Consider the following 15,524-nt stretch of genomic DNA (forward strand, 5'->3'; position numbering starts at 1 on the left):
ATCTAGCGCAGATTCTGCGAATTTGCAAAAATTGTGCTAGATTCTGCACTTCAAATCTTAATTAGATTCTGCGCTAGATTCTGCAAAAACGCAGAATCTGCCCGTAATCTACGCGTATTTTTAGATTTTATCTTTTAAATTTAGCTCTTTGATAACCTGTGCGTATTTGTCATAATCGGTATTTTTGAGATATTTTAGCAGACTGCGCCTTTGCCCGACTAATTTTAGCATTCCCAAACGACTTGCGTGGTCTTTTTTGTTTGCGCGTAAATGCTCTGTTAGGCTAGTGATTCGCTCTGTCAAAAGTGCGATTTGCACTTCGCTAGAGCCTGTATCATTGCCACCTCGCGCAAATTTTGAGATAATCTCACTCTTTTTCGCCGAATCCAAAGCCATTTCAAACCTCCGTGATTGGTATAATTAAAATTTGGTATAAAATTAAAAGCGCGAATCTTACTATAAAATCCTTTAATTTTGCTTAGATTTTGCAAAATATTTAATAAATTTATAGTAAAATCCACGCATTTTAAAATATAAGGAATCCACAAATGACAATAGTTGCCGAAAATGTAAAAGCTGAGTTTTTACCCGCGCTTAAAGCACTTTTTAGAGCGATGGACGCAAAGGTAAAAGTCAAAAAAAGCGATAAGGATATATTAAAAGAGTGGGAAGATGAGGTTAGCGCGATTGTGCGAGATTATAAAGCTGGGAAAATAAAGGGCTACACGGATGTAGAGCAAATGCACAAAGATATTTTAAATGGCGACTAAATACACGATTCACTATGGCAAAAAATACAAAAAAGCCATTAAAAAATTTGACGATGAAACCTTGCAAGATGTTAAATGTATCGTAGAAAAACTCGCAAATGACGAGATTTTAGACGCAAAGCACAAAGACCACAAGCTGAAAGGCGCATACAGCGCATTTAGAGAGTGCCATATCCGCCCAAATCTTTGCCTTATTTATCAAAAAATCGATAATTTGCTTATTTTGATTTTGCTTGATATTGGCTCGCATAGCGATTTGGGATTAACTTCATAAATTTTTTAAAAATAAAAGCAAAATTTCGCTAAAATCCGCGTTTTTAGATTCACAATACAAATTTAAGGGGACGCTTTGGCGCAAAATTCACCGCAAAATCAATTCGCAGTAAAATCGCTTGTAGGCAGTATTTTTCGCTCCAAAGATTTGATTGTCGTCTTTTTTATAATGGCGATTTTAGCCATCATTATCGTGCCTTTACCTGCGCCATTATTGGACTTTTTTCTAACGATTTCTATCGCACTATCCGTGCTTATCATTTTAATCGGGCTTTATATCGCCAAACCTACGGATTTTTCGGCGTTTCCTACGCTACTGCTTATGGTTACGCTCTTTCGTCTTGCGCTAAATGTCGCCACTACGCGAATGATTTTAAGCAACGGGCATTTGGGCGCGGAAAATGTGAGTGAGATAATTAGCGCGTTTGGAAATTTCGTTGTCGGCGGGAATTATGTCATCGGCATTATTGTTTTTAGCATTTTGGTGATTGTGAATTATTTGGTAATCACAAATGGCGCAACCCGCGTGGCAGAAGTCCAAGCGCGATTTATGTTAGAAGCAATGCCGGGCAAACAAATGGCAATTGACGCGGATTTAAATTCAGGGCTTATCGAAAAAGACGAAGCGCAAAGACGCAGAGAAGCACTCACGCAAGAAGCGGATTTTTATGGCTCAATGGATGGTGCGAGTAAATTTGTCAAAGGCGATGCGATTGCTGGAATCATCATAACTTTTGTAAATATCATCGGCGGATTTTTAATCGGCTTTTTTATGCGTGGTATGGGGTTGGCAGAGAGTGCGGCGACTTTTACGATTTTAACAATCGGCGATGGTTTGGTAAGCCAAATCCCCGCACTTATCGTCTCAACTGCCACAGGTATCGTAATCACACGCGCCACAAAAAGCGATGAGCAAAGTTTCCCCAAAAGAGTAGTAAATCAGCTTTTAGGCAATAGCAAGATTTTGGCAATCGTGGGGACGATTTTGGTATTTTTCGCGCTAATCCCGGGACTGCCGACTTTGTCGCTAGGATTTGTGGGATTTGTATTTTTGCTAATGAGCTATCTTTTGAGCTATGGTAGCGATAAAATCTTTGCAATATTGCCACTTAAAAAATCCCCACAAACCGCCCCCATAATCAAGCAAAAGCCATTAGAAGCAAAAAATGAAGTTTTAAGCAAAAGCGATATGGAGGCAAAAGAGCGGTGGATAAATCAACAGCACGAAGATATGATAGATAATCGTTTGAGGCAAAATGTGCTACTGCTAAATGTCGGACTTGAATTAGTCAAAATCGCAAATAGCCCAGAAAGTCCTTTAATGGAGAAAATCCGCGCGATTCGCGTGAATTTCGCTTCGCAATATGGATTTGTCATCCCTAAAATCTCCATTTCATCGCTCTATCCTGATTTACCATCAAATACCTATGAATTTTTCCTAAAAGGCGTGAAAATCGGCGGTGGGCAGGTTGAGGTAAATAAATTTTTGGTGCTAAATCCCACAGGCGAGGAAATTAGCGGACTTGATGGCATTCCTACAAAAGACCCTGTTAGTAATGGCGATGCCCTTTGGGTGGATGGCGTGGATAGCAAGGATGAGGCATTAACGCGCGGATATATTGCCGTAGATTCTGCGACTGTGATTAGCACGCATATTAGCGAGTTGATTAGACAATATGCAGAAGAGATTTTAACAAGAGAGGATGTGAAAAATCTTATAAATAAACTGCAAAATGACTTTCCAAATTTAGTCAGCGATACGCAAACAATCCCGCTTGGCGTGATACATAAGGTATTGCGCGATTTGCTTCACGATGGGATTCCTATTAAAGATATGATTACGATTTTAGAGACAATCATCGATGTTGCCCCAAAAGTGCAAAATAACACCACAATAATCATCGATTATGTCCGCGCCGCGCTTTCTCGCGTGATTACAAATCTCTTTAAAAGCGATGATGGTGCTGTGAAGTTTTTCAATCTACCCGCAGAATCTGAGAGTTATTTGCTTCAAAAAATGCAGGATAATCAATATGGACGGCATTTTATTTTAAGTATCGCAGAGATGCAAAAAGTCATCGATGCCTTTATTAGTATCGTAAATAAGGCACAAGAGCTGCAAATCACCCCGATTTTGCTTTGCGAGACTAATCTCCGCTCCCCATTATCCAAACTCGCAGAGAAAAATAATGTCCCGCTTAAAGTGCTAGGCAACGCCGAAATTAGCACAAATGCAAAGATTGAGTTTTTGGGTAATATTGAGCTAAAATTTAACTAAATTTTTGCAAATCTATCTTAAAGAAAGGAATAAAAATGACAGAGATTCATCATCTATCACATATCGATTTAGACGGCTATGGTGCGCAGTTTGTGGCAAGGGAGTTTTTCAAAAATATTGTGTTTTATAATGCAAATTATGGCAGAGAAGTGGAGGTGCGATTGCGCGATATGTTAGGCAATATCAAAAGCGCGAAAAATACAAGTTTTTTAATCTTAATCACAGATTTAAATCTCACGCTAAATGAAGCAAAATTTTTGCAAAGCGAAGTCGCACTTTTAAACGCACAAGGCAAAAAAACGCAACTTTTATTGTTAGACCACCACATTACAGGCAAAGAATGTGCGCAAGTTTATGAGTGGTATCATTTGGATTCAAGCATTTGTGCTTCAAAAATTACGCTAAATTTTTTAAGCGAAAATATCGCAAATCTCTGCACTAAATCAGCCGAATCTTGCGCGATTTTACGCGATTCGCACAAGCGCGAAGGTATGCAAAAATTTATTGATATGATTGATTCGGCGGATACTTGGAAAGAGGATGGATTTGGCTTTGAATTTGGCAAGGTTGCATTAGGAATGATTGCGCAAAGCAGGGAATTTAGTCGCTATATGTTTGATGATTTTGATAGGGATTTTAAGTTCAAAATGTTGGAAGTGGCGAAAAATTATTTGCTAGATTCGCAAAACAATCCCTGCCCTAACGCAAATGTAGCGTTAGATAACAATATCTTTTTAGACAAAAAAAAGGCACTTGGCGGGGATTTGGAGAGGCAGACAATGGAGCAGATTTTATCACAAAAACAAACCGATATTTTGCACTCACAAAAAGAAAAATATACCATTTTTTTGAATGATGCAAATGGCGACAAAAAGCGCGGGATTTTGACTTATGGCATTGGCAATATTTCGATTTTGGCGAATCTATTTTTGACGCAAAATAGCGAGTTTGATTTCTTTTTAGACATAGGAAGTGGCGGAACCGTGAGCTTTCGGGCGAATGGCAACTGCGATGTAAGCGCGGTGGCAAAAAAATATTTCAACGGAGGCGGACACAAAAACGCCGCTGGTGGCAAAATCGAGGAATTTAAAGGGACATTTTTATACGATGAAGCAAGAGCGCAGTTAGAGGCAAGGATTGGCAATAGCGTGGAGGACGATGATGACGATTGGCAACGATTATAATGAATTGCTTGATGAGATTGTGATTTTGCTAAGTGCGGCTTTGAGCCTTGCTGGTGTGAGAGATGACAAGATGAAAACCGCGCTAGATATTTATGAATCGGAGTTTGATAAATGCGATGATGACGCGCCCTATGATTATAAAAGCGTGTGTGAGATTATTTTAAAGATGAAGCAAAGCCACACAGAACTTTTTGGCGGAGCTATTTAAATGAAAACGATAAATTTGGCAATTTTGTTTAGCGGAAATGGGAGCAATTTAGAAAATATTTACAAAAAAATGCAAGGATTGATTTGCAATTCGTCTTTGGGTAATCATTGCGTAGATTTGCAAAATTTCGGGGCATCGCAGACCGCTAGTCTAGTCTCAGCCCCAAAATTTTGCAAAAACTCCACAAGCACTACCGCAATTCGCAGAATTTGCGAGCGAAGCGAAGCAACCAATACTAGAATTGATTCAAAAGAAAACGCAGAATCTGATGAACTTTGTCATATTGAGCGTAGCGAAATATCTCAAAAGAAAAGAGATTCTTCGCTCGTTTCACTCGATCAGAATGACAAAACAATCGCGGAATCTAAACCAAATTGTGCGCAAGACTCCGCGCTACAACTAAATTTCTCTCTTGCCATTTCTAGCAACAAATCCGCCTTTGGCATTACGCGGTGCAAAAATTTAGGGCTAAAATGCGAAGTCATCGACTACAAAGCAAACAAAGGCGATTTTTTTGAGAAAATCATCGCAACGCTTGAATCGCACAATATCAACTTGGTGATTTTGGCGGGATTTATGAAAATTTTGCCCCCAAAATTTACCGCCAAATTTCGCGCCATAAATATCCACCCTTCAATCTTGCCACTTTTTAAGGGCGCACACGCAATCGCTGAATCTTACCAAAGCGATATGAAAATCGCAGGTGTGAGTGTGCATTTTGTGAATGATGAATTAGATGGTGGCGCACTCATCGCGCAAGATATTATCCAAAAAATTGATGGCGAGAGCTTTGAATCTTTTGAAGCGCGAATCCACGCATTAGAGCACGAACTCTACCCAAAGGCAATCATCAAAGCACTTCAAACACTTCAAACATTGGGATTTTAAAGGGATTTTAAATGCAAGAATTGGGGATTTTTGCCATCGTTGCGATGCTAATTTTCATCGCCCCACTCATTCATAAAATCACAAAATTATCGCTTGTGGTGGTTGAGATTTTGCTTGGAGCACTCGTGCTAAATGTCGGTATCATCGGCGAAATCGCGGTGTTTAAAGAAGTCGCACACATTGGATTTTTATTTTTGATGTTTTTGGCGGGGATTGAAGTTGATATAAAAAGTTTTTTGAATTTGGGGGTGAGCTTTTTACGAAAAGTGACATTTTATTTTATCGCCCTTTATGCCAGTAGCGGGATAATCGTCCTTGCGTTTGACTTGCCACTAATCTATGCTGTGGCGTTCCCCGTGATGAGTATTGGAATGATTGTGATTTTGATGCAAGAAGTCGATAAAGATAAATTTTGGCTCAATCTCGCGCTAAAAATTGGTATAATCGGCGAAATCATCAGCATTTCGATGCTTGTGCTTTTGAATGGATATCATTCATTTGGGATTGGATTTGAGCTGTATTTTTCGATTTTGATTTTGTTTATTTTTAGCGTTGTGGTGGGGGTTATCTTTAAGATTAGCGATGTGATTTTTTGGTGGCTGCCAAATTTACGAAATGTCCTAATCCCCGCGCACTGCGAGAAAAATGAAGATATCCGCTACGCGATGATGCTGTTTTTTTTGATGATTACAATCGTGCATTTGCTAAATATCGAAGTTGCGCTTGGAGCGTTTGTCTCAGGTGTGATTATCTCAAACTTTTTTAAGACGCATAAATCGCTTCACCACCGCCTAAATGACATTGGATTTGGCTTTTTAATCCCATTATTTTTCGTGTATATTGGCTCGACTTTGGACTTTTCGCTGATTGATTTTGAAGTGTTGAAACGCGCGATTTATATTTGCATAGCGATGATTGCGGTGCGAATTGTAGCGAGTTTGGTGGCGTTTTATAGGGATTTGAAGGATTTTCGGCATATTTTGCTTTTTGTGCTTGGTAGTGCGATGCCACTGACTTTTTTAGTGGCAACTGCGACTTTGGGGCTAAATATTGGTGCATTAGAAAAGGGCGATTATTATGCGTTTGTGTTGTCTGCGATGATTGAAGCGGTGGTGTTTGTGACGATTATAAAGGCGATAAATGCGAGAGTATAGCGTTTTTGGCAATTCGTCTTTGGGTGCATCTTTCGCACTTGTAAAAATTTTAGGGCGTTCGCAGACCGCTAGTCTAGTCTCACACCCTAAAATTTTTACAAATACAAAACTTCCACCGCAAAATACTAGAATTGTTTATGGGTAAATTGCCGTCATTGCGAGATTCTGCGAAGCAGAATCGTGGCAATCCACAAAATAATTATTTAGATTTTGCATTCGCAGAATCTACCCTAAATTGTCATTTTGAGCGAAGCGAAAAATCTCATAATTTCAAAAAAAGAGATTCTTCGCTTCGCACTTCGCACTTCGCTCAGAATGACAAAAATATTCTCCCCCTCCCAAATGCGCGGGGATTCGCACAATCTCTCCCCCTCCCTTGCGGAGGGGGATTAAGGGGGTGGGTAGATTCACAAAATAATAGTAGCGCGAAATTTTCAAATAGCGACTTTACCCACCCCCTAGCCCCCTCCGCAAGGGAGGGGGAATTTTTGAATAGACTCTCATTAAGGGAGGGGCGACAAATCGCAGATTCTACGATTCACGCAAAATCCACAGAATCCATCACAAAAATCCACAGATTCTGCGACAAAGCACTAAAATGAACCGCCTAATCCACAAAAACGCGCTTCTAATCGTAGGATTTTGCGCATTTTGCCTAATGTGCCTAAAACTCATCGTTGCGATTTTCAGCGGTAGCGTGGCGATTATGGCAAGTGCGATTGATTCGCTACTTGATATGTTTGTCTCGCTTTTCAACTATTTCACCTACAAAAAGGCGCGTTCAACCTCCACAGCGCATTTCAACTATGGATTTGGCAAGTTAGAGGGGGTGGCGGCACTTTTTGAAGGTGCGCTGATTTGCGCTTCTGGCGCGTATATCATCTATCAATCGCTTCAAAAGTTCATCGCAAAAAGCGAGATTTCGGCACTAACGCACAGCATTTTCATTATGCTAATCTCAATTTTTGCCACGCTTGGCATTATTTGCTTTCTAAAATTTATCGCGCGTAGTGACAAAAGCATTATTTTAAAGTCTGAAATTTTGCACTACAAAGTGGATTTATTAAGCAATCTAGCGGTGATTTTTTCGCTAATGCTTGTTTTTGTGACGCAGATTTATGCGTTTGATGCGATTATCGGCGGGATTTTGGGGATTTATATTTGCGCTCAAAGCTACAAAATCGCAAAAGATGGATTTTTCATTTTGCTTGATAGGGCGGTGGATGAGAGTTTGCAAGATGAAATTTTGGCGATTTTAGGCAAAAATTCGTGCATTTCAAGTTTTCACGACTTTAAAACGCGCCAAAGCGGGGGATTTATTTTCGTTGAGTATCATTTGGTGTTTGATAAAGAAATCACGCTTTTTAAAGCGCACGAAATCTCAGATGCGATTGAAGCGCAGATTAGGGGCATTTCGGCGGATTATGAATGGGTGATTTTGGTGCATTTAGACCCGTATGATGATAGTGTGTAAAAAACTCGTCATTGCGAGACTTGCCTTTGGCAAGTCGTGGCAATCCGCAGAATCTAGCGCAGAATCTAATAAATTTTTTGCTAAAATAGACGCCTACTTTAATTTTTGGAGGAAAATATGGAAAAGTTAGCAAAAAACTTACAAAAAATCATTTTGATTCGCCACGCAGATACGATTGATAGAGCGGAGTTTGCCAAGCATAACAGCGATGATTTGGCGCGTCCATTAAGCAAGTTGGGCAAAAAGCAAAGTAAAAAAATTGCAAATTTCTTGCAAAAAATGCACGCCACTTCGCAAATCTCGCTTGTGCTTTCATCACCCGCAAAGCGCACAAGGCAAACGATAAAGCATTTTTCAAAAAAGCATAAAAAACTTTGCAAATTTAGCGAGCATATCGCCCCAGAGTGCGGGATTGAAGGGTATTTAAAGGCATTAAAGTCCGCGCCATCGGCAAAAATCATCGCGCTAGTTGGGCATCAATTTGATTTAGGGAATTTCGTGGAGTTTGCGAGTGTAAAGCAAGATTTGCCAATCAAAAAAGGGACAATCATCGAATTATCCCGCAAAAAAGGCGCAGATGAAGTCAAAGGCGGATTTTACATCTCAACGCTAATTGCGCCAGAGTGCTTGTAGATTCTGCGTTTTATGCGCGCAAAAATCGCAGAATCTCGCATAAAAGGCGAAATTTCGCAGAATCTATGATATTTCTCGCAGAATCTCGCGCGAAAATAATCATTGCAAGAAGTTGCACTTGTGCGACTTCGTGGCAATCCAAGAAAGCGCAGAATCTAAAATAGATTTGTCATTGCAAATAAGCAAAACAAGCTTGGCAATTCATACATTTTGCGTTATTTTATTTGTGTCTTTGCTAGATTCTGCGATTCGCAGAATCTGCGAGGATTTATAAAATCTAAAATTGTTTTGAAAAAAATCAAAAAGAAGTCAAATTTGGTTGCGGGAGGCGGATTTGAACCACCGACCTTTGGGTTATGAGCCCAACGAGCTACCGGACTGCTCTATCCCGCGACAACGCGCCTTTGCGCTTCAAGCAAACGCTCCAAACAAAACACTTCAAAAAAACGCGATAAAATTTGATTTAATCCAAAAAGTGGCTGGGGTAAAAGGATTCGAACCTCTGAATGGCTGGACCAAAACCAGCTGCCTTACCGCTTGGCTATACCCCATCAATTTTAAAAAGGCGAATTATATTTAAATTTGCGCTTTTTTGTCAAGCGTTTTTAATTTTCATCTGCTATAATTTGCGATTTTATTTTCAAAAATATGAAGGATTTTTATGCAATTAAAGCGCGTAGAGGACGCAATAAGCGCGATAAAAAACGGCGAAATGATAATTATAATGGACGATGAGGGCAGAGAAAATGAGGGCGACATAGTCTATGCGGGGGAGTTTTCAAGCCCTGATAAAGTGAATTTTTTGGTAACTGAGGCGCGAGGCGTTTTGTGCGTGAGTTTGACGGATAAACTTGCCAAAAAGCTAGATTTTCCGCTAATGGTGGATAAAAATAGCTCCAATCACGAAACAGCTTTCACCGTATCAGTCGATGCCAAACGCGCCAAAACGGGCGTTAGTGCCTTTGAGCGTGATATGACAATCAAACTCATTTGCGATGATAACTCACGACCAAGCGACTTTGCAAAGCCCGGACATATTTTCCCGCTCATCGCCAAAAAAGGTGGTATCTTAGTCCGCACGGGGCACACGGAGGCAAGTGTGGATATTTGCAAATTAGCGGGATTAAAGCCCATCGCTGTGATTTGTGAGCTAATGAAAAAAGATGGCACAATGGCAAGCAATAATGATAATTTTGTGATGGATTTTGCCACACAACACGGGCTAAAAGTGCTTTATGTCTCTGATTTGGTGCATTATAAATTTCAATATGAAGTTTTGGTAGAAAAAGTGGGCGCAAAAAAAACACGCTTTTTTGGCGTGGAGTGCGAGAGAATTGAGTTTATAGACCATTTGGAAGCGCGACACATTGTGTATAAATTTAATGCGGGCAATTCGTCTCTCACGCGACCTTCGCGGGAGCTTGAAAAATTCTCATTCGATAGACCGCAAGTCTTATCTCAATCGAATTTTTCTGCGCAACCCACGAATCTCGCGCAAGATACTAGAATTGCAAACGATTCAAATAATTCGTCATTGCGAGGCAGTGGCGAAGCCACAACGAAGCAATCCACAATAAATTGTCATATTGAGCGTAGCGAAATATCTCAAAAAAACAGGGATTCTTCGGTCGCTTCGCTCCCTCAGAATGACAAAATAAACGCAAAAACTACCACGCAATCAAACAATCGAAGTAATGGCGGTGTTGCTTCGAGTCGTTTTTATGCGAAACGAGCGAAAATAGGACTGAATCGTCCATTGAGCGAAGTTTCATATAAAAACGACTCGAATGAATACCCCAGAACAAATTGTGCGCAAAATGCGCCTTTTGTGCGTTTTCATTCATTTAATAACACCTTGCAACTTTTAGAAAATAACGAATTTGAGACGCTTAGTAAAGCAGTGGCGTTTTTGCGCGAAAATGGCGGATTTTTGGTATGCCTAAATAACGCAAACAACGAGATGAGCCAAAAAAGTCAAATCAATAAAAACGATGCAAGTGAAGCAAGCAAGGTTGTCGGCATCGGCGCACAGATTCTAAAAAGCCTAAAAATTAGCGATTTTGCGTTACTATCTACCCGCAAAAATCATCAATATATCGCGCTAGGTGGCTTTGGACTGACGATTAAAAGCGAAGTTTTGATTTAAAAAGGGGGCAGAAATGAAATTTTTAGCGATATTAGTTTTTAGCGCAGTGTGCGCGTTTGCAAAGGTTAGCGTGAGTGTGAGCGTCATCCCACAGGCGTTTTTCGTGCAAAAAATTGCAGGAAACTTGGCGGAAGTCAATATTTTGGTGCAAAAGGGCAAAAGCCCTGAAACCTACGAGCCATCGCTAAAAGAGCTAGAAAAGCTAAGCAAATCGCAGGTTTATTTTACCATCGGTATGCCTTTTGAACGCGCGTGGATGGAGCGATTTAAGGGCGTAAATCCAAATCTAAAAATAATCGCCCCCTTGCCAAAAGATAAGGCGGAATCCACCGCAGATTCTGCGAATCACGCGCACGATTCGCATTCGCACCACGCAGATTCTGCGAAACACGCGCACGATTCGCATTCGCACGATTTATCGCCAAAAGACAATCACGCCCACCACGCCCACATTCATTTGCCACATATTTGGCTGTCCTTTAATCTCTCGAAGTCCCACGCCACGCAGATAAAAGATACTCTTTGTGAGATAGATTCTGCGAATTGCGCGATTTATGCGAAAAATTTGGCGGAGCTTCACAAAGAGATTGACGCGCTTTATACGCATTTTAGGGGCGTTTTTGCGAATCAAAAAAAGGCATTTTTGGTTTATCATCCCGCATTTTCGCTAATCGCAGATGAGCTTGGATTAGAAGAAATCGCAATCGAGCAGGACGGCAAAGAGGCGAAAATCGCGCACACAAAAGAGGTTTTGCGACTTATTAAAAAGCATAATATCAAAGTGATTTTTACTCAACCGCAGTTTTCCACCAAAAGCGCAAAGGCACTCGCAAAAGAGGCAAATCTCACGCTGAAAACCGCCGACCCGTTGGCGTTTGAGTGGATTAGCAATATTAGAGATTTTCTAAACGAAGTGGCAAAATAAATGCAAAAATCGCAGAATCTAATCCAAAATCACGCAGATTCTGCGAATCCGCAGAATCTAATAGATTGCCACGACTTCGCTTCGCAAAGTCTCGCAATGACGCAAGATTCGCAGAATCTCCCCCAAAATCAAAGCATTTGTGCGTCTCATAATCCCGCCCAAAAAGTGCAAAATCTCAAACAAAATCTCCGCCAAATCCTTGCAGATTCTGCGCTGTGTGCGAAAACTTGCGATAATGCGCCAAAGATTCTGCGATTGCAAAATATTTCGTTTAAATACACAAATGAGTTTGTTTTGCAAAATATTGATTTGGAGATTTGCAAGGGCGACTTTATCGCACTCATCGGTCCAAACGGCGGGGGAAAAAGCACTTTGGCAAAGATTATTTTGGGACTTTTGAAACCAAATGGCGGAGAGATAATTTATCCAAATGTAACTTTATTTAACAAAAATTCGCTAATTGGTTACACTTCGCAAGAAACTAATATAAATAAAAGTTTCCCGATTGGGGCATTAGATGTCGTGCTAATGGGATTTTTACGCCATAAAACCTTTGGTTATAAAATCACAAAAACCGATATTTTTGAGGCACAAAAAATTATGGAAATTTTAGGTATTTCGCATTTGCAAAATCGAAAAATTAGCGATTTATCAGGCGGACAAAGACAGCGTGTAATGATAGCTCGTGCGCTATGTGGCGCACCAAAACTGCTGATTTTTGATGAGCCAACGGCAAGTATCGATATGCCAACGCAAAAAGAAATTTATGAATTATTAAAGCAAATAAACGCTAATCATACTATAATTTTAATTAGCCACGATATTTCTATCTTGGAGTATGCAAACAAAGCGGTGTTTGTAAATCGCACCCTTTGGCAGAAATAAAGGATAAAAAATGAATGAAAATTTTGAGGTTGCAATCATTGGCGGCGGGATTTCGGGATGTGCGGCGTTTTATGCGTTGAGTGCCTACACGGATATTAAAAATGTCATTTTGCTAGAAAAGTGCCAAAATCTAGCGAAGGTTAGTTCAAGTCAAAAGGCAAATTCACAGACGATTCACGATGGCTCGATTGAAACAAACTACACGGCGCAAAAAGCCGCCAAAGTCAAAATCTCCGCTGACAAGCTCAAAAACTACGCCCTCCGCCACAATCTCCAAAATAAAGGCATTTTTAAAATGCAAAAACTCGCAATCGGCGTGGGGGACAAAGAATGCGAGTTTATGAAAAAGCGACACGGCGAGTTTGAGGGGATTTTCGAGGGGTTGCAATTTTTTGAAAAAAGTCAAATAAAAGCGTTAGAACCAAAAATCATCGAAGCAATGAATGGAAATGATAGAAGCGAAAATGTCGTAGCGTCAGGCTATAAAGAGTCGTGGTGTGCGATGAATTTTGAGATAATTAGCAATCATTTTGTAGATTCTGCGATGATTGCAAATCCAAAAAATTGCGTGAAAAATAAATTTTGCGTGGTGGATATTAAGGCAAAGGGCGATGGATATGAAATCCGCTCACGCGATGGGAGCAAGGTGTATGCGAAGTTTGTGCTAGTCAATGCCGGCTCGCACTCTTTGCCTTTGGCGCAAAAATGTGGCTATGGCAAGGATTTGGGTTGTTTGCCTGTGGCGGGGAGCTTTTACTTTGTGCCGGGCAAACTTTTGCGTGGCAAAGTCTATGGTGTGCAAAATCCAAAGCTCCCCTTTGCCGCGCTTCACGGCGACCCTGATATCGCGGTAGAGGGCGTTACGAGACTTGGACCCACCGCACTTGCTATGCCAAAATTAGAGCGCGGGAAGCACTTTTGGAATAATGTAAGTGGTGAGCTTTTAAGCATTGATTTTAAGCTAGGTGCGCTAAAAGTGGGATTTGATTTATTAAGCGATAGTGAAATCCGTAGCTATGTGCTAAAAAATATGGCATTTGAACTGCCACTGCTTGGCAAACGGCTCTTTATAAAGGACGCTAGGAAGATTATCCCATCGCTAAAAATTAGCGATTTGACTTATGCGGAGGGCTTTGGCGAGGTGCGTCCGCAAGTGATTGATTTAGGCGCGAAAAGATTAGAGTTAGGCGAGAAAAAAATCCAAACCAAAAAAGGGCTGACTTTCAATATGACGCCATCCCCCGGCGCGACAAGCTGTCTTGGCAACGCAGAGATTGACGCAAAGGAAATCGCGGAGTATTTGGGCGCGAAGTTTGATAGTGAGCGATTTTTAGCGGATTTGGGGTAGTAAATGCGAAAAATTTGGAAAATTATCTGCATTGCTCTTTTTAGCATAATCCCCCCCCCCTTATATCGCAGAATCTAAATGCAAATCCCATCGAATTAAGCACCATTTGCACCACGCCAAATGCCGAGTGCAAAATCGATACAACTTACAAAGATAAAAATATCCAAAACTCCGCTCCATTCTCCACCACGCAAATCAAAGTTGAAACGCAAATTACGACTTTTACAAACACAAGCGAGATTACAAGCACCAACGAACAAACTTTTGAGTTAAACAACAACAATGGCAAAATAATAAATTTTATCAATAAAGGCACTATTTCAGGCGGGATTAGGATTTTCTCTCAAAATGCCATAAGCACACTTGAAAATCACGGCACAATGCGCGGTATTTGGACGCAGTATCAACCGATAGAAATTACAATCAATAATTTAGGCACGATACTCACAAATGAAGGCAGTTATATGGATTCGCTTGGCAAAAATGCAGCGCATTTTGCCCTTGAAAGCAGTGAAGCAAAGCTAGTCATTCAAAACTACAAAATAAAAATTATTGAAAACGCAACTGAATTTAATAACTTTAAGGGCTACGACAAGGCAAACAATAAAAATTCGCATTTGATAATACAATATAATAGCCACACGCCCACAGCGCAAAATGTCCGATTCAAAGATGGCAAATCAAAGATTTTGCTTGATTTTGGCAATGACTTTGAGTTAGGCAAGGAATATGATATCAGCAAACTCGTTACCGATAGAACGGGCAATAGCCTAACCGCGCTTGGCGTGGATTTCTCCCGCCTTGCGCTAAAAGACGCTGATTTTTATGATATTTTGGAAAGTGGTGAGTATTTTATCGTGCGCGTGAAAGAAAAGAGTGGCGATTTTGCCCTGCATACGCCGATTACCGAACTTTACAAAAGCAACCTCCGCACGATGAATAATTTTTCTTTATTGCTAAACTCGCAAATTTTCCCACGAAAATTTGCCAATTCGCAGAATCTAGCGCAAACTCCGCAAAATTCACAAACCCCACAAAAACGCACGATTCGCAGAATCAAAAAAGTTTCGTCATTGCAAAGTGCAGAATCTAACGCACAATTTCCGTCATTGCGAGAATCTGCGTTAGCAGATTCGTGGCAATCCACAAATGCAAATGAATACGCAAATCTCAAACAAAACGAAACCTTTTTCTACAAAAACGCAGAATCTACCGCAAAAAATCGCAGAATCTCGCGTAAATCCAAACTCTCCCCCTCCCTTGCGGAGGGGGATTTAGGGGGTGGGTTAAATCCCCCGTCATTGCGAGGCAGTGTGAGCGTAGCGAACACAACGAAGCAATCCATAATAAACGCAAAT

General features: G+C 40.6%; 21 protein-coding genes, 2 tRNA genes and 1 pseudogene. 19 read left to right on the top strand and 5 right to left on the bottom strand.

The genetic code is table 11. The features are described from left to right. Positions 1 to 120: 120 nt before the first annotated feature. Entirely contained in the window at positions 121 to 396 is a 276-nt protein-coding gene (gene rpsO, locus ACWIUD_RS10235) for a 30S ribosomal protein S15 (protein WP_454148816.1), read from the bottom strand. A gap of 152 nt (positions 397 to 548) precedes the next feature. Between rpsO and ACWIUD_RS10240 the strand changes: the two genes are divergently transcribed. From ACWIUD_RS10240 to ACWIUD_RS10295, 12 genes are all read left to right on the top strand, one after another. Then, positions 549 to 770, top strand: coding sequence for a hypothetical protein (locus ACWIUD_RS10240; protein ID WP_454148817.1), 222 nt, complete (start codon positions 549 to 551; stop codon positions 768 to 770). Then, the gene (locus ACWIUD_RS10245; RefSeq protein ID WP_454148818.1) at positions 760 to 1,044 is read left to right on the top strand and encodes a type II toxin-antitoxin system mRNA interferase toxin, RelE/StbE family; all 285 of its coding nucleotides are present in this window, start codon (positions 760 to 762) and stop codon (positions 1,042 to 1,044) included. Before ACWIUD_RS10240 ends, ACWIUD_RS10245 begins: the two co-directional genes overlap by 11 nt. A 75-nt stretch (positions 1,045 to 1,119) precedes the next feature. Beyond that, the gene (gene flhA, locus ACWIUD_RS10250; protein ID WP_454148819.1) at positions 1,120 to 3,321 is read left to right on the top strand and encodes a flagellar biosynthesis protein FlhA; all 2,202 of its coding nucleotides are present in this window, start codon (positions 1,120 to 1,122) and stop codon (positions 3,319 to 3,321) included. Between the two features lie 35 nt (positions 3,322 to 3,356). Beyond that, positions 3,357 to 4,505, top strand: a complete 1,149-nt coding sequence (locus tag ACWIUD_RS10255; RefSeq protein WP_454148820.1) for a DHH family phosphoesterase — start codon at positions 3,357 to 3,359, stop codon at positions 4,503 to 4,505. Next, the gene (locus ACWIUD_RS10260) at positions 4,480 to 4,713 is read left to right on the top strand and encodes a hypothetical protein (RefSeq protein WP_454148821.1); all 234 of its coding nucleotides are present in this window, start codon (positions 4,480 to 4,482) and stop codon (positions 4,711 to 4,713) included. The genes ACWIUD_RS10255 and ACWIUD_RS10260 overlap by 26 nt, the downstream gene beginning before the upstream one ends. Then, positions 4,714 to 5,601 (top strand): formyltransferase family protein, encoded by an 888-nt coding sequence (locus tag ACWIUD_RS10265; RefSeq protein ID WP_454148822.1) that lies wholly within the window; start codon positions 4,714 to 4,716, stop codon positions 5,599 to 5,601. It begins immediately after the preceding gene. An 11-nt stretch (positions 5,602 to 5,612) separates the two neighbouring features. Continuing rightward, positions 5,613 to 6,755: a cation:proton antiporter gene (locus tag ACWIUD_RS10270; RefSeq protein ID WP_454148823.1), complete on the top strand. Its 1,143-nt coding sequence runs from the start codon at positions 5,613 to 5,615 to the stop codon at positions 6,753 to 6,755. Then, entirely contained in the window at positions 6,742 to 6,900 is a 159-nt protein-coding gene (locus ACWIUD_RS10275; RefSeq protein ID WP_454148824.1) for a hypothetical protein, read from the top strand. The genes ACWIUD_RS10270 and ACWIUD_RS10275 overlap by 14 nt, the downstream gene beginning before the upstream one ends. After that, complete coding sequence (locus tag ACWIUD_RS10280; protein ID WP_454148825.1) at positions 6,893 to 7,357, top strand: hypothetical protein; 465 nt, start codon at positions 6,893 to 6,895, stop codon at positions 7,355 to 7,357. Before ACWIUD_RS10275 ends, ACWIUD_RS10280 begins: the two co-directional genes overlap by 8 nt. Then, the gene (locus ACWIUD_RS10285; RefSeq protein ID WP_454148826.1) at positions 7,354 to 8,229 is read left to right on the top strand and encodes a cation diffusion facilitator family transporter; all 876 of its coding nucleotides are present in this window, start codon (positions 7,354 to 7,356) and stop codon (positions 8,227 to 8,229) included. Before ACWIUD_RS10280 ends, ACWIUD_RS10285 begins: the two co-directional genes overlap by 4 nt. Continuing rightward, entirely contained in the window at positions 8,213 to 8,359 is a 147-nt protein-coding gene (locus ACWIUD_RS10290; protein WP_454148827.1) for a hypothetical protein, read from the top strand. The genes ACWIUD_RS10285 and ACWIUD_RS10290 overlap by 17 nt, the downstream gene beginning before the upstream one ends. Continuing rightward, entirely contained in the window at positions 8,347 to 8,862 is a 516-nt protein-coding gene (locus tag ACWIUD_RS10295) for a SixA phosphatase family protein (protein WP_454148828.1), read from the top strand. The genes ACWIUD_RS10290 and ACWIUD_RS10295 overlap by 13 nt, the downstream gene beginning before the upstream one ends. Here the strand turns inward: ACWIUD_RS10295 and ACWIUD_RS10300 are convergent. Then, entirely contained in the window at positions 8,826 to 8,999 is a 174-nt protein-coding gene (locus ACWIUD_RS10300) for a hypothetical protein (RefSeq protein ID WP_454148829.1), read from the bottom strand. The two genes, ACWIUD_RS10295 and ACWIUD_RS10300, sit on opposite strands and share 37 nt — an antisense overlap. On the opposite strand from ACWIUD_RS10300, the gene ACWIUD_RS10305 reads away from it, so the two are divergent. Then, on the top strand, positions 8,993 to 9,136 hold the full coding sequence (locus ACWIUD_RS10305) for a hypothetical protein (protein ID WP_454148830.1): 144 nt from the start codon (positions 8,993 to 8,995) through the stop codon (positions 9,134 to 9,136). The genes ACWIUD_RS10300 and ACWIUD_RS10305 overlap by 7 nt on opposite strands. 42 nt (positions 9,137 to 9,178) lie before the next feature. Here the strand turns inward: ACWIUD_RS10305 and ACWIUD_RS10310 are convergent. Continuing rightward, positions 9,179 to 9,255, bottom strand: a tRNA-Met gene (locus ACWIUD_RS10310). Positions 9,256 to 9,338: 83 nt separating this feature from the next. Continuing rightward, positions 9,339 to 9,413 (bottom strand) — tRNA-Gln (locus tag ACWIUD_RS10315). A gap of 110 nt (positions 9,414 to 9,523) precedes the next feature. Between ACWIUD_RS10315 and ribB the strand changes: the two are divergent. The 5 genes and pseudogenes from ribB to ACWIUD_RS10340 all read left to right on the top strand — a co-directional run. After that, positions 9,524 to 10,121, top strand: a pseudogene (gene ribB, locus ACWIUD_RS10320) (3,4-dihydroxy-2-butanone-4-phosphate synthase); the annotation flags it as partial. A 569-nt stretch (positions 10,122 to 10,690) separates the two neighbouring features. Beyond that, positions 10,691 to 11,008 (top strand): hypothetical protein, encoded by a 318-nt coding sequence (locus ACWIUD_RS10325; protein WP_454148836.1) that lies wholly within the window; start codon positions 10,691 to 10,693, stop codon positions 11,006 to 11,008. A 13-nt stretch (positions 11,009 to 11,021) separates the two neighbouring features. After that, a complete protein-coding gene (locus ACWIUD_RS10330; protein WP_454148831.1) occupies positions 11,022 to 11,933 on the top strand; it encodes a metal ABC transporter solute-binding protein, Zn/Mn family in 912 nt (303 codons plus the stop codon). Further along, positions 11,934 to 12,818: a metal ABC transporter ATP-binding protein gene (locus ACWIUD_RS10335; RefSeq protein WP_454148832.1), complete on the top strand. Its 885-nt coding sequence runs from the start codon at positions 11,934 to 11,936 to the stop codon at positions 12,816 to 12,818. It begins immediately after the preceding gene. 10 nt (positions 12,819 to 12,828) lie between these two features. Continuing rightward, the gene (locus tag ACWIUD_RS10340) at positions 12,829 to 14,166 is read left to right on the top strand and encodes an FAD-dependent oxidoreductase (RefSeq protein WP_454134766.1); all 1,338 of its coding nucleotides are present in this window, start codon (positions 12,829 to 12,831) and stop codon (positions 14,164 to 14,166) included. A 145-nt stretch (positions 14,167 to 14,311) separates the two neighbouring features. On the opposite strand, the gene ACWIUD_RS10345 is transcribed toward ACWIUD_RS10340, so the two are convergent. Further along, positions 14,312 to 14,473 carry a hypothetical protein gene (locus tag ACWIUD_RS10345; protein ID WP_454148833.1) on the bottom strand — a complete coding sequence of 54 codons (162 nt, stop codon included), beginning with the start codon at positions 14,471 to 14,473 and terminating at the stop codon, positions 14,312 to 14,314. 73 nt (positions 14,474 to 14,546) lie between these two features. Here ACWIUD_RS10345 and ACWIUD_RS10350 point away from each other — a divergent pair. After that, a partial coding sequence (locus tag ACWIUD_RS10350; RefSeq protein WP_454148834.1) for a hypothetical protein occupies positions 14,547 to 15,524 on the top strand: 978 nt, incomplete at its 3' end.

Source organism: Helicobacter sp. 23-1044, assembly GCF_053654695.1.